Here is a 17,734-nt window from a genome sequence, read left to right as displayed (position 1 = left end):
GTGACCGGTCTGTTTATTACTCTGGAAGGCCCGGAAGGCGCCGGTAAAAGCACCAATCGCGAGTACCTCGCCGAGCGCTTGCGCGAGCAGGGCGTCGAGGTGCTGCTGACCCGCGAACCGGGCGGTACGCCGCTGGCCGAGCGCATTCGCGAATTGCTGCTGGCACCCAGCGACGAGCCCATGGCGGTCGATACCGAACTGCTGCTGGTGTTCGCCGCGCGGGCCCAACATCTGCAACAGGTCATTCGCCCGGCCTTGGCCAAGGGCAGCGTGGTGCTGTGTGATCGTTTCACCGATGCTACATACGCCTACCAAGGCGGTGGGCGAGGGCTGTCCACCGAGCGTATCGCGCAGCTGGAGCAGTTCGTTCAGGGTGAGTTGCGCCCGGATCTGACCTTGATCTTCGATTTACCGGTCGAGGTCGGTCTGGCGCGTGCGGCTGCACGTGGCCGTCTGGATCGCTTCGAACAGGAAGGCCGTGGTTTCTTCGAGGCGGTACGTCAGGCTTACCTGCGACGTGCTGAGCAGGCACCACAGCGCTACCGCGTGCTGGATGCCGGGCAGACCCTGACTCAGGTGCAGGCCGATATAGATGCCTTGCTGCCGAGCCTGCTGGAGGCCTGCCGTGGCTGAAGTCTATCCCTGGCAGGAGACGCTCTGGCAGCAATTGGCTGGGCGTAGTCAGCATGCCCATGCCTACCTGCTGCATGGCCCGGCGGGCATCGGCAAGCGTGCCCTGGCCGAGCGCCTGATGGCCAGCCTGTTGTGCCAGAAACCAAATGCGCTGGAGGCTTGCGGTAATTGCAAATCCTGCCACCTGCTGGCTGCGGGCACCCACCCGGATAACTTCGTCCTTGAGCCCGAGGAAGCGGACAAGCCGATCAAGGTCGATCAGGTACGCGAATTGGTCGAGTTCGTGGTGCAGACCGCTCAGCTCGGCGGGCGCAAGGTGGTGCTGCTGGAGCCGGCAGAGGCCATGAACCTCAATGCGGCCAACGCCTTGCTCAAGAGCCTGGAAGAGCCGTCCGGCAATACCGTTTTGCTGCTGATCAGTCACCAGCCCAGTCGCCTGCTACCGACCATCAAGAGCCGTTGCGTCCAGCAGGCCTGTCCTCTGCCGAGCGAGGCGATGAGTCTGGCCTGGCTGGCCAAGTCGCTACCCGACCTGGGTGACGAAGAGCGTGCCGATCTGCTGACCTTGGCTGCTGGCTCGCCTTTGGCGGCGTTGCGTTTGCAGGAGCAGGGCGTGCGTGAGCAGCGAGCCCTGGCGGTGGATGGCGTGAAGAAACTGCTCAAGCAACAGGTGGCGCCGAGTCAATTGGCCGAGAGTTGGAAAGCGCTGCCGATGAACCTGCTGTTCGATTGGTTCTGTGATTGGACGCAACTGATGTTGCGCTACCAGCTGACTCAGGATGAACAGGGGCTTGGCCTTGCCGACATGCACAAGGTCGTGCAGTACCTGGCGGACAAGACGCCTCAGCCCAAGGTATTGGCGATGCAGAGCTGGCTACTGGAGCAGCGTCAGAAAGTGATCGGTAAGGCCAATCTCAATCAGGTGCTGCTGTTGGAGGCGCTATTGGTGCAGTGGGCGGCATTGCCCGGTACCGATCGCCGTTGATGCAAGGTTCTGGCGGATTCGGCAGAGCGTCACATTCTGCTAGCAGTATGCTGGCCAGTGGTTTGCACGCGAGCCCGCACAGGCCCTAGAATCGGGCACTACGCAATAGCTGCCAGGAATGCGCGAATGAGCCTGCCACCCAATCTGGGCCCCCGTAACGGAATTCTGTCCCTGACCATCAAGGACAAGTCCGTGCTCTATGCGGCGTACATGCCTTTTATCAAGAATGGCGGCCTCTTCATCCCCACCAACAAGAGCTACAAGCTCGGTGACGAAGTGTTCATGCTGCTCAATCTGATGGACGAGCCGGAGAAGATCCCGGTGGCCGGCAAGGTGGTGTGGATCACCCCGAAGGGCGCCCAGGGCAACCGCGCTGCCGGTGTCGGCGTGCAGTTCAATGACGGTGACAACACCGCGCGCAACAAGATCGAGACCTACCTGGCCGGTGCGCTGAAATCCGACCGCCCGACCCATACGATGTAACTCTTCTGGCCGCGAACTCGTATCGTCGCGGCTAAAGCCCCTCCCACACGACCAGGCATCCGCCGCTTTCGATTACAATTCGGGCTTTGTCATTGCCCGAGTTGTCGCTGTGCTGATCGATTCCCACTGCCACCTAGACCGTCTCGACCTTGCCGCCCATGGCGGTTCGCTGGATGCTGCCCTGGACGCGGCGCGTGCCGCAGGGGTTGGCCATTTCCTGTGTATCGGCGTGAGTGCCGACAACGCCGCAACGGTGAAGAACCTGGCCGAGCGTTACCCGGATGTCGATTGTTCGGTTGGTGTTCACCCACTGGATCTCGAGCCTGGTGCTGAGCCCGCTCTGGATTGGCTGCTCGGCGAGCTGGCGCACCCGAAGGTGGTCGCCATCGGCGAGACAGGGTTGGATTATCACTACGAGCCGGAGTCTGCCGCGTTGCAGCAGGCTTCGTTCCGGCTGCATCTGGACGCAGCGCGTATCACCGGCAAGCCGGTGATCGTGCATACCCGCGAAGCCCGCGCCGATACCCTGGCATTGCTGCGTGAAGCAGCGCTGCCGCAAGCCGGAGTACTGCACTGTTTCACCGAAGACTGGGAAATGGCCAAGGCGGCGCTGGATATCGGTTTCTATATTTCGCTGTCGGGCATCGTCACCTTCCGCAATGCCGAGGCCTTGCGTGAGGTGGCGCGTCAGGTGCCGGTCGACCGTCTGCTGGTGGAAACCGACTCGCCATATCTGGCACCGGTGCCGCATCGTGGCAAACCCAACCTGCCGCAATATGTGCGTGAAGTGGCCGAGTATTTGGCCGTGCTGCGTGGCGTGAGTTACGAGACGCTAGCCGAGCAGACCTCGAGCAACTTCAAACGCCTGTTCCCGCTGGCGAGTGTGGCCTGACGTACAGCGGGCCGTAGGGTGCGCTGTGCGCACCAAGCGATGTAAGGTATTGAATCGGCGGTGGGGTACACCGCGCCCGGACTCTGTGAAATCAACAACCGTGACAGGCGGCTAATCCACCCTACAGAAGCGGCGATCTGCTGAGCAAAAAAAACCCGGATTCTGGGGGATGAATCCGGGTCAAGACCATTAGGAGTAAATCAAGGTACGCGATCCACGGTACCTTGGCTGGCGGGGCACTTGGGGGGAGATGCCGCACACCAGTAAGTTCCAGTATTGGCCATGAGAGGCGAGCGTCCAGGCCGAATTGGGTGTTTTTTAAACAGATTTGGAATACCGCGGCCGCTGCTGAGTCCTCACCCTTTTGCCAGCTGGGTTAGAAGCCCCAGCGTTTCCTCGATCACCTGCTCAGTGGTATAGAAATGAGGCGACAGGCGGACACCTGGGCCACGCTGTACGCAGATCACCTGTTCCTCGCGCAGGCGCTGATACAGCGCCGGATTGTCCCAGCCCGCCAGGCTGAAGCTGAAAATGCCGGCGCGGCGCGCTGTGTCGAGAGGGCTATGGATCACCGCGCAGGGTAGTCTACGAATGCCATCGGTCAGACGCTGCACCCGTTCTTCCACCAGTGCGCCGACCTTGTCCATGCCGACCTCCTCGAGCAGCGACAGGCTCGCCTCCAGGGCGAAGGCGCCGAGCATGTTCGGGCTGCCGCACTCGAAGCGTCGTGCACTGCGCGCCGGTTGCCAGTCCGTGCGGGTGTAGTCACCGGCATGTTCGAGCATGTGCCAGCCGTATTCATGCAGCTTGAGTTGAGCGCGCACTTCACTGCGGCAATAGAAGACACCTAAGCCCTCCGGGCCGAGCATCCACTTGTGGCCGTCGGCCATGGCGAAGTCGCAGTCATAGGCCTGGACATCGAAGGGTAGGGCACCGAGCTGCTGGATGGCATCGATGCAGAACAGCACGCCGTGTTGGCGGCAGCCCCGGCCGAGACGCTGCAGATCCAGGCGCAGGCCGCTGGCGAACTGCACGGCGCTGATCGACAGCAAGCGTGTGCGTGGCGTGATGGCGGCGAGCAGGGCGGCTTCGGGGTCTGCGCCGCTCAGGTTGACCTCGACCACCTCCACGCCTTGAGCGGCCAATGCCAGCCAGACGATGCGGTTGGAGGGAAATTCCTCGTTGCTGATGATCACCTGGTCGCCCGCACGCCAGTCCAGACCAAAGGCCACGAAGGAAAGTGCTTCGGAGGTATTCTTGACCAGTGCGATATCGCCGGTACTTGATGCGTTCATCAGGCGCATAAGGCGTTCGCGTAGGCTACGCTCCAGTTTCAACCAGTCTGAATAGTCGCGTGCGCCACTGCTCACGTTCACTTCGGAGAACCGCCGAACCGCTTCAGCACTGCGTTTCGGCCAGGGAGCGACCGCCGCGTGGTTCAGATAGCGCAGTCCGTGTTCTTGGGGAAACTCATCATGAAATACGTACATGGTCGGATGATCCGTGCAATTTGGCCGCATTTGGGCATAATAAGCGGCTTCGATTTTTGACCCCATAGTCCCTTTATGCAGAAAGAACCCCGTAAGGTCCGCGAATTCCGTCGCCGCGAGCAAGAAATTCTCGATACCGCGCTGAAACTCTTCCTCGAGCAGGGAGAAGACAGCGTTACCGTCGAGATGATCGCTGATGCGGTCGGTATCGGCAAAGGCACTATCTACAAGCACTTCAAGTCCAAAGCGGAGATCTATCTGCGCCTGATGCTCGACTACGAGCGCGATCTCAACACGCTGCTGCATTCGGCTGATGTGGATCGCGACAAGGAAGCGCTGTCGCGTGCCTACTTCGAGTTCCGCATGCGCGACCCGCAGCGCTATCGCCTGTTCGACCGCCTGGAAGAGAAGGTGGTCAAGGGCAACCAGGTGCCGGAGATGGTCGAGCAGTTGCACAAGATCCGTGCTTCCAATTTCGAGCGCCTGACCCAGTTGATCAAGGGGCGCATCGCCGAAGGCAAGCTGGAAGACGTACCGCCGTACTTCCACTACTGCGCCGCCTGGGCGCTGGTGCATGGCGCCGTGGCGCTGTACCACTCGCCGTTCTGGAGCAACGTGCTCGAGGATCAGGAAGGCTTCTTCCAGTTCCTTATGGATATCGGCGTGCGGATGGGCAACAAGCGCAAGCGCGACGCCTGATCAGAGGCCGCTTTTCGTCTCATCGACCATGACCTGTCATGGTCGGTGGCGCGATATACTCCAGCCATTCCTCCTCTGGAGTTCTCCATGATCGTCGACCGCCAGGGCAGACGCTTTCGCAATCTTCGTGTCAGCCTGACTGCTGCCTGTAACTACGCCTGCACTTACTGTGTGCCGAACGGCAAGCGCCTGGTTGCTGCTCAGGACGAGCTCTCGGCCGACGCCATGGCACGTGGCGTGGCTTATCTGATCGAAGCCGCCGGCATCGAACGCCTGCGTATCACTGGTGGCGAGCCCCTGGTCAGCACGCGCCTGGAACCCTTCCTGTGCCAGGTCAGCCAGCTCGGCCTCGACGACATTAGCCTGACCACCAATGGCCAGTTGCTCGAGCGCAAGCTGCCGTTGCTGGTGGAGTGCGGTATCCGCCGCCTGAATGTTTCCCTCGATACCCTCGACGCTGACGCTTTTCGCAGCATTGCTCGCGGTGGCGACCTAGCCACCGTGCTCGCTGGCATGGAGGCGGCCCGCGAAGCCGGGATGAGGGTCAAGGTCAACATGGTGCCGCTGCGCGGACAGAACCTGGATCAGGTATTGCCGCTGCTGGAGTACTGCCTGGAACGTGGCTTCGAGTTGCGCTTCATCGAACTGATGCGCATGGGTCACCTGGCGCGCGATGGCAATGCATTCAACCAGCAGTTCGTCGGCTTGCCCGAGCTGCTGGAACTGATCGGCAGCCGTCACCAGTACGTCCAGGCCAGCGCGCCGGTGGATGCCACGGCGATGCGCTATGCCATTCCCGGTACGGGTCACTTTGGTGTGATCGCCAACGAGAGCGTACCGTTCTGCCGTACCTGCTCGCGCCTACGCCTGTCGTCTACCGGCTGGCTGCATGGCTGCCTGTCGTCGAGCAACCGCCACTTCGTTGGCGACCTGCTCGACAAGCCGCGCCATCAGGCCTTGCCGGCATTGCAGCGCCTGCTGGTCAAGGCGTTGGGCGACAAACAGGATCTGGCCTTCTCAGGTGGCGTCACGGTGATGAAGATCATCGGCGGTTGACGCTGCCTTCGCTGCCGCCTGCAGGCCGCAGCTGTTCCAAGCCCTTCTCAAAACAACGGCGCCGCGTCGCTATGCAAGCCTGACGCGGCGCCGTTGCGTTTCGTGCCTGCCTCGAATCAGCGGTTGCCCATCCGCTGCAGGTTGGCGGGTTTGAAGATGTCGCGTGAGGGGATCGGCTGGGTGAAGTCGAGCGTGCTGCTCTCTTCGTTTTCCAGCTTGTGCACCACGTAGCGACGCGATTGCAGGTCGTAGAACACGTCGATCGACGACCAGATGGTGGGCAGATCGTAGAAGTTGGTCAGGTAGCCCATGCCGACACGCCAGAGTTCGCCGCGGCTGTCGTAACGATCGGTCATCGCCACCTGCCAGCTGTCCTCATCGAAATACAAGGTGCGTTTGGAGTAGATGTGGCGCGCCGAACCTTTCAGGGTGCCTTCTACTACCCACACGCGGTGCAGTTCGAAGCGGGTCTGCTCGGGGGCGAGATGGCCGGGCTGGATCAGTTGCTTGTATTTGATCGACGGGCTGAGGATGCGGTAGTTGTTGTAGGGGATGTACATCTCCTTCTTGCCGACCAGCTTCCATTCGTAGCGATCCGGCGAGCCGTTGAACATGTCCCGGTCGTCCAGCGTCATCAGGTTGTCGGAGTTCTCTTCCGGCGTGTCATAGGCCAAGGTCGGGGCGCGGCGAACCCGGCGCACGCCCGGTACGTAGCCCCAGGCCATGCGTGGTTCCTTGACCTGATCCAGCGTTTCATAGAGCAGCGCCGCCTGGCCTGCGATGCGGGCAGGGCTGCGGGCCGAGGCCAGGTAGTAGAACAGGATGTTGTCGAGCTTCGCCGGATCGCCATCCTTGATGTAGTAGTTGAACAACACACGCTGATCGAAGGTGCTGAGGTTGTAGGCGCCGTTTGCCTGAACCGTGGCTTCGGAGAGGTTGCGCACTAGGTAGGTGCCGCGATAGCGCGCGATATGGTTCCACACCGCTTCCACGCCGCTCTGCGGGATGGGGAAGGGGATGCCGCCATAGGCATTGGTAAAGCCGTTGCCGCCGCCTACCAGGGTGGCGGTGGTGGCGTTCTTGCGGGTGTTGGCGTAGACCCAATCTGGCGCTGCCGCGGTGCGACGAGTCTGATAGACCGGGTAGGACAAGGTCTGTGGATAGGTTTTGAGCATGGCGATCTGGCCGTCCGAGAGCTTGTCCCGGTATTGCTCGAAGTTCTGCGCTGTGATGGTGAACAGCGGCTTGTCGTCCGGGAAGGGGTCGACATAGTGCTTGCCGGGTGTGAAGCCGGCTGGCGCGACGGTCAGGCCGCCATCCCAGGCCGGGATACTGCCGTCTGCGTTGCCGGCCTTTTCACCGCCCAGTGGGGTGAGTTCGCCGCCGAGGCGCTCGGCTTCCTGAGCGCTGATGGCTGCGTGCGCTATGCCAAGGCTGAGAGAGGCTGCCGTTGCCAATGCCAGCAGGCAGCGTTTGCTGGAGAGAAGTGAGGTGCGCATGATGGGTCTCGTAATGGGAATGCTTGGCTGTCGTTAGAACGAGTACTGCATGTCGAAGCTGACGTTGTCCCGGTCGCGGATCAGGTTGCTGGTGCCGGCGCCGGTGAATGCGGTGTATTGCAGGCCGGCTTCGAAGCGCCCCATGTAGTTGGCGCGCACGCCGACGGTGTAGGCCTTGCGGCCCTCCATGAAGCTGCCGGTCAGGTGTGAGTTGCCCTTGAAGTCGTAGCTGTGAACGATGAAAGGCGAGAGGTTCACCCCGGCGTACACGTCGTTCCAGGTGCCGCTCATGCTCACCGTGTAGCCATAGGACTCGCGGTCGATCGGGTTCGAGGCCGTGTCAGGCGAGCCGACGAACTTGCGTTTCTCCGCCGTTGGTGCGTAGCCGGTGTAGGTCAGGCTGCTGCCGTGCAGTTGCTCTGTGGCGACTTCCGCGACGCCGATCAGCGAGTCGAAACCCAGCGAAGGGCCGAAGTTGTAGATGGTGCCAAGCGAGGCGTTGAAGGCCTCGACGCGCTCGTAGTTGGCAACGCGCCCGCCGCGACACAGGCGCTGGTTTGCCACCTGGCCGCAGGCTGCGCTGTCTGCGACGTTGCCGTCGTAGATCGACGAGGTGCCGGCCAGGCCTTGAGTGAGCAGGTCGCCGAGGATGTCGTTGGTCGCGCTCACGGCAATCGGCATGTTGGGTTTGTAGGCCAGCTCGCCGAATACCGAGGCATTACCGACGGTGGTGCTGAAGCTGACGCCCATTACCCGCACGTCCTCGACGTACTTGCGGCGTACATTGGAATTCAGCGACATGTCGACGGTTGCCAGTGCTTGGGCGGTTTGGGCGCCGAGAATCGAACCCAGGGTGTTCATATCGACACCGCGGTAGCCGTCGAAGTCGACCTGCTGCACCGGTTCCTTGGTGTGGTAATTGACGTAGTAGAAACCGAAGTCGGTGTAGTTCAGCGATTCGGCGATGTAATGCAGGCTGATGCCGAACTGGCCACTGTCACGCGCCTCGGCATCGGAACCGACGTTGCCGACCTTGAAGGTGCCTGTGGTGGGGTCGATGTAGCGCGTGGCGTTGTGGGGGCCGGTGCCGATACCGCCAGGCAGGGCGCTGGCGAAGTCATAGGCGGCCAGGGCCGGGATCAGATCGGGGATGGTGGCATAGGCCGCTTCACCGCCAGCGCCGAAGATGTCGGTGGTGGAGTAGTACGAGCCCACCGGATCCATCGCGGTCTCTTTCCACTTGAACTGGTAATAGGCCTCGAGGTTGAGGCTTTCGGTCAGGCCGACGTTGAAGCTGAACGCCTCAACCGGCGTGATCACTTCCTTGATCTGTGCGCCGGGCAGTCGGTACTTCGTCGCGTTGAGTGGGTTAGCGACGCCGACGCCACGATAGAACAGGCCCTCGCCCCAGTTGAACACCTGCTTGCCAAGGCGCGCTGACAGGGGGCGCTCAAACACGTCCCAGGTGCCGTAAATGTAGGCATCGAGAATGTCGCCGGAGCGCCCTGCTGCGTGGCGCGTATCACGGGTAAAACTGTCGTTGTCCGGGTAGTTCTGACTGGGCTCGTTGTTGGGGTTGTTCTTGTTGAAGTCGGTACGCTTGTCCATGATCTGCGTGTCATAGAACGCCGTACCGCGCACGAAAACCCCGTAGTTCTGGTAGCGGGCTTCGAGCTCGGAGGTGACCTTGAAGACTTCCGAGGCCAGCCCGGTGTCGAAGTTACGGTTGCCGTCGTTGCCATTGATCGCGTCGTTATCCTTGGCCTGACCCTGGACTCGCCAGAACTGTCCGTACGACACGGTGGTGTCGAGGGTGCCAGAGACTTCTCCGTCAGCGAAACTGAATTCGATGGCATTGACGGCGGTGCTGAAGGAAAGTGCGGATGCCAGCCCGAGCAGTGCGAAGCCATGCTTCGTCTGATGCCGCCGAGCCAAGGAGTAGGTGGTCATGATACTGCTCCACAGGTGTTGTTGTTTTTGTGAAAGCGTGTCATCGCGGGTGCAAGGCGGGCCTCATCACGGCTGTGTTAATCTGACGACACGTGACATCAAGATTAATCTGAAGGCAGGTCATGTCAATTTGTTTTAGCGTGTTTCATTCTGTTTTATCAGGGGCTTTGTTGCGATAATTAGAGTCATTGCAGGTTCGCTGATGCCGACTTGCTTCGTCGAATCTATCTGACTACAAGTGAAACCATATTTGGGGTGTTGAATGAGCAAGGGAAGCGGAGCAGGGGAGCGATCCTATCGCGGTGTGAGCCAGGAGCAGCGGGTGAAAGTGCGCCGGGAGGCGTTCCTTCAGGCGGGGATTCATCTATTCGGTTCGGCCGGCTATCGGGCGACCACCGTTCGCGATCTGTGTGCCCATGCCAAGCTCACCGATCGTTACTTCTACGAGTCGTTCAGCGGTACTGAAGATCTGCTCTGCGAGGTCTACGCCCTGGTCATGGGCGAGATCGAGCAGCGTATCAGCGCGCAGGTGCAGGGGATCAGCGCCGGCACTGCGGATGAGCAGCGAGCTGTTCTTACGAGCTTCTTCGAATGCATGCGCGACCCTTACGTCGCGCGCATCGTGCTGGTCGAGGTACTGGGCGTGAGTGAGCGGGTCGATAACCTGTATCAGCAGAACAACCTGCGCTTCTGCAACATCTTCCTGAGCGGTATGGGGCGTCTGTATGGCGGTCTCAAACCGGTCGCATCGGAACTCTACGTGTGCATGGGCTTGCTCGGCGCGATCAACCAGATGGCGGTGTTCTGGCACCTGAGCAATTACCGCGACCCCATCGAGCAACTGGCCGAGAGCGCCAGGGCGATCATCGAGGGGTGCGCCAACTGAGGGCGCACCCGCATCGACTCAGTTCGGCGGGAACACCGAGCTGTAAGCCCCCAGCTCGACGAACACGGATTTGACCTTGGTGTGTTCGTACAGCGCATCGATGCCGTTTTCCTGGCCCAGGCCTGAGAGTTTCTGACCAGCCACCGGCATGTGCGCCGGTACCTGGCCCCAGGTGTTGATCCAGCAGATCCCTGCCTCCAGGGCGTGAACAATTCGGTGCGCGGTCGCCAGATCCTGGGTCACCACGCCGCCAGCCAGGCCCAGCTCCGAATCGTTGGCACGACGTAGCACTTCACTTTCGCTGTCGAAGCTCAGAATGCTCATCACTGGGCCGAAGATTTCCTCTCGGACGATGCGCATCGTGTCGGTGCAGTCGGTGAATACCGTCGGCAGCAGGTAGCTGCCCGAGGCCAGGGTTGCAGCGCTTGGTGCGTCGCCGCCGGTCAGCAGGCGTGCCTCTTCTTCGAGCCCGCTGCGGATGTATCCCATCACCTTTTCTCTGTGTTCCTGGCTGACCAGGGGACCAAAACGGGTGGCCGGGTCTGCCGGATCACCAATGGCGATCGCTCTGACGCGCGCCAGCAGTAGTTCCTCGAACCTGGCCTTGACGCTGCGGTGGACGAAGACGCGGGTGCCGCTGGTGCACACCTGGCCGCTGCTGAAGAAGTTGGCCATGGTGGCGATGTCCGCGGCACGCTCCAGATCGGCATCGGGCATGATGATCAGCGGTGATTTGCCGCCCAACTCCATGGTCGTCTTTTTCAGTGTGCCAGCGGCCGCACTCATGACCTTCATGCCTGTCGGGACGCTGCCGGTGAAGGACACCTTGGCGATCCCCGGATGCTCGATGAGCGCGCGGCCGACCTCATGGTTGCCCTGTAGCACGTTGAACAGGCCTGCGGGAACGCCGGCCTCCACCAGCAGTTCGGCCAGCCGGTGGGTGCTCAGCGGTGTCACTTCGCTCGGCTTGAACAGCATTGCGTTGCCGGCTGCCAGGGCAGGCGCCAGTTTCCACATCGCGATCTGCACCGGGTAATTCCAGGCGCCGATCCCGGCGACGACTCCCAGCGGTTCGCGGCGGGTGTAGGTGAACGCGCTGCCGTTCACCGGGGATTGGCGCCCCTCCAGCGCTGCTGCCAGCCCGGCGAAGTAACGCATCACCGCCACGCCGCCAGCGATATCGACGCGTGCGGTGTCGTGGATCGGTTTGCCGGTGTCGGCCGTTTCCAGGTGGGCGAGTTCCTCGTTGTGCCGGGCGATGAGGTTTGCGGCATCCAGCAGGATGCCGGTGCGTGCAGTCGGGTTCAGCGCTGCCCAGGTGCGTTGAGCTTGCGCGGCCTGGCGTACAGCCTTGTCGATCTGCGCCTTGCTTGCCTGCTGGACGTGTGCGAGCACCTCGCCGTTGGCGGGGTTGAGGGTGGTGAAGCTGTCGCCACCTTCCACCACATGGTGTTCGCCGCCAATGAACTGGCCGATCAGTTTGGTTTCCATCTATGTGGCTCCGTATTCGCTCAAGCGCAGGTTCTGTGGGCGGGCAGGAAGCGCCCATAGGATTGGGAGTGGCCCAGATCCTCGGCGTAGCCCTCGTCACGGCTGTAGGCGACGCGACCGTTGACCAGGGTGGCCAGCACGGCGCGGTCGTTGCGGTTGACCAGGCGCATCAGCGAGGTGTTCTCGATGCAGGCTTCCGTCACCTGGTCGAGGCTTTCGTCCAGGCCGCTCGGGTCGATGATGGCGATGTCCGCACGCGACCCTACGTACAGGTGTCCCGCATCCAGGCCGTACCAGTTGGCCAGTTCCGAGGTGACGCGGGCCACCGCTGCGCCGGTGCTCATGAACGATTTGCCGGTGCGCTCGGCGTCGTGCACGTACTTGAGCAGGCGCAGCGGGAAGTTGTAGAAAGCTAGGCCGCGAATATGTGCGCCTGAATCGGCGAAGCCGACGTGCACGTTCGGGCTCCTGATCAGGGTGCGCATCACGTCCTCGCGGTTGTTGCCCATCAGTACGGTCCAGACCAGGTCGGTCTTGTGGGTCACGGCGAGGTCGAGGAAGCAGTCCACCGGATCCTGCCCGCGCCGGGTGGCGACTTCGGCGAAGTTCTTGCCGATCAGCGATTGATCCGGGCAAGCGACGATGTAGGCGTCGGAGAAGTCGCGATGCCACAGGCCGATCTTCGAACCGCTCTGAATGTCGCGCTTGAACACCTGGCGAAACTCGGGTTTGGCGGCTTCCGCGTACTGATCGGCCTCGTTCTGGAAGTTACGCAGAATCAGGCCGCCTGAGAATTCATCGAAGTTGTTGAAGTTGAGGCCGGCGCTGTACACGCGCAGCGGGGCGGGCAGGAACTGCCACTTGAGATTGCCCTGCAGCAGCCAGTTGGAAATCCAGCCGCTGAGCCGCGCCTGCATGTGCAGCAGTGGTGCGACCTTCAGATCCAGTGCGGTCAGCAGCGTGGTTTTCAGCTTCGGGCGGAACCAGCCGGCAGTGGCGAACATCAGTCGTACCGCGCTGCTGGGTTCGGCCACATCCGGGGCGCCCTGGAGAATCGCGCCGCGCTTGCGCAGCGTAGCGAACAGGCGCTTGAACTCCTTCCAGCTGGCGAAGGTGGAGGGCAGTGGGCGCGACCAGGCACGCTCGCCAGCAACGCGGTCGATCTTGGTCTTCATCACGGACAAGCCGAGGAAACCATTGTCGAGCGCATCGTTGAGCAAGGTTTCCATGTGGCGCATCTCGGCTTCGCTGGGCGTGCGCTCGGTCGTTGCATCCAGCAGCCCCATGGCGGCGGAGCGAATGTCCGAGTGACCGATGTAGCAGGCCACGTTAGGGCCCAGCGGCAAGCCTTCGAGGAAGCTGCGGTACTCCGACGGAGTGCTCCACTGCTTCTTCTCCTTGAGCAGCGAGAGTACGTGGTCGTGAGGAATGGACTCGACTCGACTGAACAGATCCGCGCAGTCCTCAGCGCTGGCCGCCACCATGCTCAGCGAGCAGAGGCCGGTGGCCACCGTGGTGACGCCATGACGGATCGACTCCTTCAAGGCCGCGGACGTGAGGATTTCGGCATCGTAGTGCGAGTGCATTTCCAGGAAGCCTGGCATCACCCAGCAGCCCTTGGCATCAATTACATTCTGACAATTTTTGTCATCAGTAATGTTGCTTCCAACAGCTGCAATCTTTCCTGCCTTGATCGCGACGTCAGCCTTGACGCCATTTTCATTGACGCCATCGAAGACGATGCCGTTTCTGATGACCAAATCATAGTTCATTGTTCTTGTCCTGTAATTTGACTACAACTGACATCAGAATACAGGCGAAGCAATACCTGTCAATACACCGGGTGGTGGCTTATCGGAAGGCTTGCATCTGGCTCGTAAGTACCTGAAGCATCCGGCTGGAGGCCATGGACAGACGTCGGCCGGCACGCGTGATCAGGTGAGCCTCGGCTTCCAGGAACAGCGGATGGTCGATATCGCGGCAGAAAATCTCGCCGGATTTCAACTCGCTATCGATGGCGAACGCGGGAAGAAAGGCGATGCCCAATCCCGATTTGGCGAACTGTTTCAGGGTGGCGATGGAGTTGGTGGTCATCACCGGATCGAAGCGCACCTTCTCGGCGAATTCCAGTACATCCAGCAACTGGCGCACGCCATGGGTGGGGTAGGTGACGGCCAGCGGGTAGTTCAGCAGATCCCTGGCCTTGAGCGGCGTTTCCGAGCCGCGCAGCGGAGAGTCCGCGCCGAAGATGACCTTCATCGGTTGCTTGCGCACGGAGCGTGAAACCAGCTTGGGGTGGCTGGGCGGGTTATAGACCAAGCCGATCTCTGCCTCGTCTTCGAGCACCTTGCGGATCACCTCGTTGGTGCCTGCCGAGTCCAGGCTCAGCTTGATCCCCGGGTGCTCACGGCAGAATCGGCCGAGTGGGCCGGCCAGGATGTCGTTGATGAAGCCTTCACCCAGCACCACGCTGACGCGGCCCGAGCGCATTTCGCGCAGCGATTGCAGCCGCGCCTGCAAGTCCGCGATGTGGGCCTCCTGTTCACGGTGGAACTCCAGCACCTGCAGTCCGGCGTCCGTCACGGCGACGCCGCGACCGCGGCGTTCCAGCAGCGCCGTGCCCAGCTCGGCCTCGAGCAACTGAACCTGCCGGGTGACGGCTGATGGCGCTACGTTGAGCAGGTCGGCGGCTGCACGGATGCTGCCCAGGCGAGCCGCTTCGTAGAAGTACGCGATGCGGGAAAGATTCAGGGAGCTGGACATCGGATCGCCTCTGCGGTGTTCGAATTAAGAGAACAAAAAGCGAAATTCTGTTGATTGAAGTCACTCTTTCTCGATCCTAGCATCAGCCCCACACAAGCGGACAACACAAATTCCGCCAACTCTTCTGGGCCGATCATCATGCGAGCGAACCTTTCCGAGCGCATCAGGAACGAGGCTGAAATGCCCAGTCCAGAGGCTTCTATGGTTCTGTCGTCGGTACGTTTTTCAGCGCGTCGATGCCGTCTTGTTACGCCACTTTTGGCCAGGCACCGGGTTGCCCGGCACGCCAGCGAATTAAAACAACCACTCCATGACGCGCTCGTCCTCGACACCGCGTCGTGTTGACGGGCCTGCCGCATTTACCTGCTTAAGGGTCTTCAAATGCCATCCGAAACCTTCCTCACTGCCTACCCCTGGGTCGAGCGACTGATCCGCCTGGACACCACCAGTGCCTTGTCGAATCTGCACCTGATCGAGGAGGTGCGTGGCTATTTCTCGGCCCATGGCATCGACAGTGTGCTGACCTATGACGAGGACAGACGTAAGGCCAACCTGTTCGCCACGGTGCCGGCGCATGACGGCAGCGTGACCGGCGGGCTGGTGCTTTCCGGCCATACCGATGTCGTGCCGGTGAAGGGGCAGAACTGGACGTCCGATCCCTTCGTGCCTGCCGTGCGTGACGGCAAGTTGTATGGCCGTGGTGCCTGCGACATGAAGGGCTTCATCGGTGTGGCGCTGGAAATGTTGCCGGTGATGCTGGCATCGAAGCTGTCGGCGCCGCTGCATTTCGCGCTGTCCTACGACGAAGAAATAGGCTGCGCCGGTGCGCCGTCGATGGTGCGTGATCTGGTGGCGCGGGGTGTGGCACCCAAGGGTTGCGTGGTGGGCGAGCCGACCGGCATGGGTGTCGTCGTGGCGCACAAGGGCATCAACGCCTATCGCTGTTGCGTGCGTGGCCATGCGGCGCATTCGTCCCTGCAACCGCAGGGCATCAATGCCATCGAGTACGCGGCCCGGCTGATCACCTTCATCAGCGATCTGGCGCGTCAGTCGGCGGCCGAGGGCCCCTTCGACAATGGCTTCGATGTGCCCTACAGCACGGCGCAGACCGGCACCATCCAGGGCGGCATCGCCATCAATACCATTCCCGAGCACTGCGAATTCCAGTTCGAGTTTCGCAACCTGCCAGGTATCAACCCGGACGCCATTTTTGAGCGTATCGAGCAGTACGCGAAGCAGGTGCTGCAACCCGAGATGCAGGCTCGCATCGAGGGAACGGGGATCTCGTTCGAGACCATTTCCCGTGCCCCGGCGCTGGACAGCGGCGAGAAGGCAGCGCTCTGCGCCCTGATCGCCGGGCTGCGTCAGGACAGCGCCACGCGCCAGGTTTCCTACGCCACCGAGGCCGGATTGTTCCAGGAGGTCGGGGTGCCGACCATCGTCTGCGGCCCCGGCCATATCGCCCAGGCCCACAAGGCCGACGAATACGTCGCGCTCGAGCAACTGGCCGAGTGCGAGCGCTTCCTGCGTCAGTTGATCGCCAGCCAGAGCCTCTAGGCCCAGGGCTGCCGCTGCATTCCAGAAAACAAACACAACAGGTGGAGTCGAGCATGAACATCAGGCAGTCGGAGCTGGATACCGGCGCGGCGCATACGCTGCCGCAAACCCGGGTCAACGGCATTTTCATCGGCACCATGGCGCTGTCCTTGCTGGGGGGGTGGCTGTCCGTATTCGCCCCCATTCAGGTACTGCTCGCCCAGCAGATGGAGCTGATTGTCCCGCTGGGCAAGGAGGCCGCGCTGGGTATGGTGATGGGGTTGGGCTCGGCGGTGGCGCTGCTGGCGCAGCCGCTGATCGGCGCCATGTCTGACCGGACGACGCTCCGGCTAGGCCGGCGCCACCCCTGGAACCTGGCCGGGATCGCGCTGGGCGCGCTGGCGCTGGTGATGCTCGGTCAGCAGACCAGTCTCCCCGGCGTCCTGCTGTGGTGGGGCGTGGTGCAACTGGGTACGAGTGCGGTGCTGTGCTCGGTGACCGCTGCCGTGCCGGATCGCGTGCCGCTGCAGCAGCGTGCGACCGTCAGTGCCTGGAACGGCGTAACGCTGTCCCTGGCCGTGGTGATCGGCGCGATGCTGACGACCGTATTCACCTCGGGCATTGCCAGCGGTTACCTGCTGGTGGCGGTGGGCTTCGTGCTGTTTTCCACGCCTTTCATCCTGGCGACTCGCGACCAGTCGATTACCAAGGCATCGCTGCCACCCTTCAGCTTGTCCGGCTTGCTGAAAAGCTTCTGGATCAGCCCGAGGAAGCACCCCGATTTTGCCTGGGCCTGGTCGACGCGCTTTCTGGTCGGGCTGAGCAGTGCGACCGGCACCATGTTCTTTCTCTACTTCCTGCGCGATGGGTTGCAGTACGAGAAGCTGTTCCCCGGTGAACGCGCCGAGGACGGCTTGCTGATTCTGGTGCTGATCTACACGACGGCGGTGGTGGTATCGGCCTTCGTCAGCGCGATCATTTCCGACCGCACCGGACGTCGTCGGATCATTGTGGTTCTCGCCGGGCTGGTGATGGGCTGCGCGTCGCTGCTTCTGGCGTTCTGGCAGAGCTGGCCAATGGCAATGCTGTCTTCCACAGTGCTGGGGTTGGGCTATGGCGCCTATGTCGCGGTGGATCAGGCGCTGATCAGCCAGGTGCTGCCCAGCTCGTCCGACCATGCCAAGGATCTGGGCGTGATCAACATCGCCATCGTCGGGCCGCAGATCCTGGCGCCGATCATCTGCGCGTTGCTGATCACCCAACTGGGCGGCTATCACGCGTTGTACGCGTTCTCGGGGCTGGTCGGGATACTTGGCGGTTTGCTGGTGTTCAAGATCAAGAGTGTGCCGTGAGGTTGTACTCGTATAGCTA

The 17,734-nt window shown here is 61.7% G+C and carries 15 protein-coding genes; 9 read left to right on the top strand and 6 right to left on the bottom strand.

Translation table 11 applies throughout. The annotated features are described in order from the left end of the window. From tmk to C7A17_RS01390, 4 genes are all read left to right on the top strand, one after another. Entirely contained in the window at window positions 1-633 is a 633-nt protein-coding gene (gene tmk, locus C7A17_RS01405; RefSeq protein WP_106736327.1) for a dTMP kinase, read from the top strand. Continuing rightward, window positions 626-1,618: a DNA polymerase III subunit delta' gene (locus tag C7A17_RS01400; protein ID WP_106736326.1), complete on the top strand. Its 993-nt coding sequence runs from the start codon at window positions 626-628 to the stop codon at window positions 1,616-1,618. The genes tmk and C7A17_RS01400 overlap by 8 nt, the downstream gene beginning before the upstream one ends. A gap of 126 nt (window positions 1,619-1,744) precedes the next feature. Then, entirely contained in the window at window positions 1,745-2,101 is a 357-nt protein-coding gene (locus tag C7A17_RS01395; protein WP_003245164.1) for a PilZ domain-containing protein, read from the top strand. 109 nt (window positions 2,102-2,210) lie between these two features. Beyond that, entirely contained in the window at window positions 2,211-2,993 is a 783-nt protein-coding gene (locus C7A17_RS01390) for a TatD family hydrolase (RefSeq protein ID WP_106736325.1), read from the top strand. Window positions 2,994-3,349: 356 nt separating this feature from the next. On the opposite strand, the gene C7A17_RS01385 is transcribed toward C7A17_RS01390, so the two are convergent. After that, window positions 3,350-4,483 carry an aminotransferase class V-fold PLP-dependent enzyme gene (locus C7A17_RS01385; RefSeq protein ID WP_106736324.1) on the bottom strand — a complete coding sequence of 378 codons (1,134 nt, stop codon included), beginning with the start codon at window positions 4,481-4,483 and terminating at the stop codon, window positions 3,350-3,352. A 75-nt stretch (window positions 4,484-4,558) separates the two neighbouring features. Here C7A17_RS01385 and C7A17_RS01380 point away from each other — a divergent pair, with 75 nt between their 5' ends. Both C7A17_RS01380 and C7A17_RS01375 read left to right on the top strand, forming a co-directional pair. After that, window positions 4,559-5,182 carry a TetR/AcrR family transcriptional regulator gene (locus C7A17_RS01380; RefSeq protein ID WP_106736323.1) on the top strand — a complete coding sequence of 208 codons (624 nt, stop codon included), beginning with the start codon at window positions 4,559-4,561 and terminating at the stop codon, window positions 5,180-5,182. Window positions 5,183-5,269: 87 nt separating this feature from the next. Next, a complete protein-coding gene (locus C7A17_RS01375) occupies window positions 5,270-6,238 on the top strand; it encodes a GTP 3',8-cyclase MoaA (RefSeq protein WP_106736322.1) in 969 nt (322 codons plus the stop codon). A gap of 116 nt (window positions 6,239-6,354) precedes the next feature. Here C7A17_RS01375 and C7A17_RS01370 read toward each other — a convergent pair whose 3' ends face one another. Together C7A17_RS01370 and C7A17_RS01365 are read right to left on the bottom strand one after the other, a co-directional pair. After that, a complete protein-coding gene (locus tag C7A17_RS01370) occupies window positions 6,355-7,737 on the bottom strand; it encodes a DUF1329 domain-containing protein (RefSeq protein WP_106736321.1) in 1,383 nt (460 codons plus the stop codon). 33 nt (window positions 7,738-7,770) lie between these two features. Then, window positions 7,771-9,687: a DUF1302 domain-containing protein gene (locus tag C7A17_RS01365; protein ID WP_106736320.1), complete on the bottom strand. Its 1,917-nt coding sequence runs from the start codon at window positions 9,685-9,687 to the stop codon at window positions 7,771-7,773. 262 nt (window positions 9,688-9,949) lie between these two features. Here C7A17_RS01365 and C7A17_RS01360 point away from each other — a divergent pair, with 262 nt between their 5' ends. Beyond that, window positions 9,950-10,573: a TetR/AcrR family transcriptional regulator gene (locus C7A17_RS01360; protein ID WP_106736319.1), complete on the top strand. Its 624-nt coding sequence runs from the start codon at window positions 9,950-9,952 to the stop codon at window positions 10,571-10,573. Window positions 10,574-10,591: 18 nt separating this feature from the next. Here C7A17_RS01360 and betB read toward each other — a convergent pair whose 3' ends face one another. The 3 genes from betB to C7A17_RS01345 all read right to left on the bottom strand — a co-directional run bounded on the left by betB (window position 10,592) and on the right by C7A17_RS01345 (window position 14,827). Continuing rightward, on the bottom strand, window positions 10,592-12,064 hold the full coding sequence (gene betB / locus C7A17_RS01355) for a betaine-aldehyde dehydrogenase (protein ID WP_106736318.1): 1,473 nt from the start codon (window positions 12,062-12,064) through the stop codon (window positions 10,592-10,594). Window positions 12,065-12,084: 20 nt separating this feature from the next. Then, on the bottom strand, window positions 12,085-13,836 hold the full coding sequence (locus C7A17_RS01350; RefSeq protein WP_106736317.1) for an N-acyl-D-amino-acid deacylase family protein: 1,752 nt from the start codon (window positions 13,834-13,836) through the stop codon (window positions 12,085-12,087). A gap of 79 nt (window positions 13,837-13,915) precedes the next feature. Further along, on the bottom strand, window positions 13,916-14,827 hold the full coding sequence (locus C7A17_RS01345) for a LysR family transcriptional regulator (RefSeq protein WP_106736316.1): 912 nt from the start codon (window positions 14,825-14,827) through the stop codon (window positions 13,916-13,918). 381 nt (window positions 14,828-15,208) lie between these two features. On the opposite strand from C7A17_RS01345, the gene argE reads away from it, so the two are divergent. Both argE and C7A17_RS01335 read left to right on the top strand, forming a co-directional pair. Further along, window positions 15,209-16,384: an acetylornithine deacetylase gene (gene argE / locus C7A17_RS01340; protein WP_106736315.1), complete on the top strand. Its 1,176-nt coding sequence runs from the start codon at window positions 15,209-15,211 to the stop codon at window positions 16,382-16,384. Between the two features lie 53 nt (window positions 16,385-16,437). Next, the gene (locus C7A17_RS01335; protein WP_106736314.1) at window positions 16,438-17,715 is read left to right on the top strand and encodes an MFS transporter; all 1,278 of its coding nucleotides are present in this window, start codon (window positions 16,438-16,440) and stop codon (window positions 17,713-17,715) included. Window positions 17,716-17,734 lie beyond the last annotated feature (19 nt).

Source organism: Pseudomonas mendocina, from assembly GCF_003008615.1.
In the GTDB taxonomy this organism is placed as follows: domain Bacteria; phylum Pseudomonadota; class Gammaproteobacteria; order Pseudomonadales; family Pseudomonadaceae; genus Aquipseudomonas; species Aquipseudomonas mendocina_C.
The sequence above is the reverse complement of the archived record's forward strand: the minus strand, read 5'-3'. Positions and strand labels throughout refer to the sequence as shown.

Coding starts and splice junctions, on each gene's coding strand:
- argE (WP_106736315.1), top strand. CDS start 15,209: ATGCCATCCGAAACCTTCCTCACTGCCTACCCCTGGGTCGAGCGACTG.
- C7A17_RS01385 (WP_106736324.1), bottom strand. CDS start 4,483: ATGTACGTATTTCATGATGAGTTTCCCCAAGAACACGGACTGCGCTAT.
- C7A17_RS01350 (WP_106736317.1), bottom strand. CDS start 13,836: ATGAACTATGATTTGGTCATCAGAAACGGCATCGTCTTCGATGGCGTC.
- C7A17_RS01360 (WP_106736319.1), top strand. CDS start 9,950: ATGAGCAAGGGAAGCGGAGCAGGGGAGCGATCCTATCGCGGTGTGAGC.
- C7A17_RS01395 (WP_003245164.1), top strand. CDS start 1,745: ATGAGCCTGCCACCCAATCTGGGCCCCCGTAACGGAATTCTGTCCCTG.
- C7A17_RS01335 (WP_106736314.1), top strand. CDS start 16,438: ATGAACATCAGGCAGTCGGAGCTGGATACCGGCGCGGCGCATACGCTG.
- C7A17_RS01370 (WP_106736321.1), bottom strand. CDS start 7,737: ATGCGCACCTCACTTCTCTCCAGCAAACGCTGCCTGCTGGCATTGGCA.
- C7A17_RS01365 (WP_106736320.1), bottom strand. CDS start 9,687: ATGACCACCTACTCCTTGGCTCGGCGGCATCAGACGAAGCATGGCTTC.
- C7A17_RS01345 (WP_106736316.1), bottom strand. CDS start 14,827: ATGTCCAGCTCCCTGAATCTTTCCCGCATCGCGTACTTCTACGAAGCG.
- betB (WP_106736318.1), bottom strand. CDS start 12,064: ATGGAAACCAAACTGATCGGCCAGTTCATTGGCGGCGAACACCATGTG.
- C7A17_RS01380 (WP_106736323.1), top strand. CDS start 4,559: ATGCAGAAAGAACCCCGTAAGGTCCGCGAATTCCGTCGCCGCGAGCAA.
- C7A17_RS01375 (WP_106736322.1), top strand. CDS start 5,270: ATGATCGTCGACCGCCAGGGCAGACGCTTTCGCAATCTTCGTGTCAGC.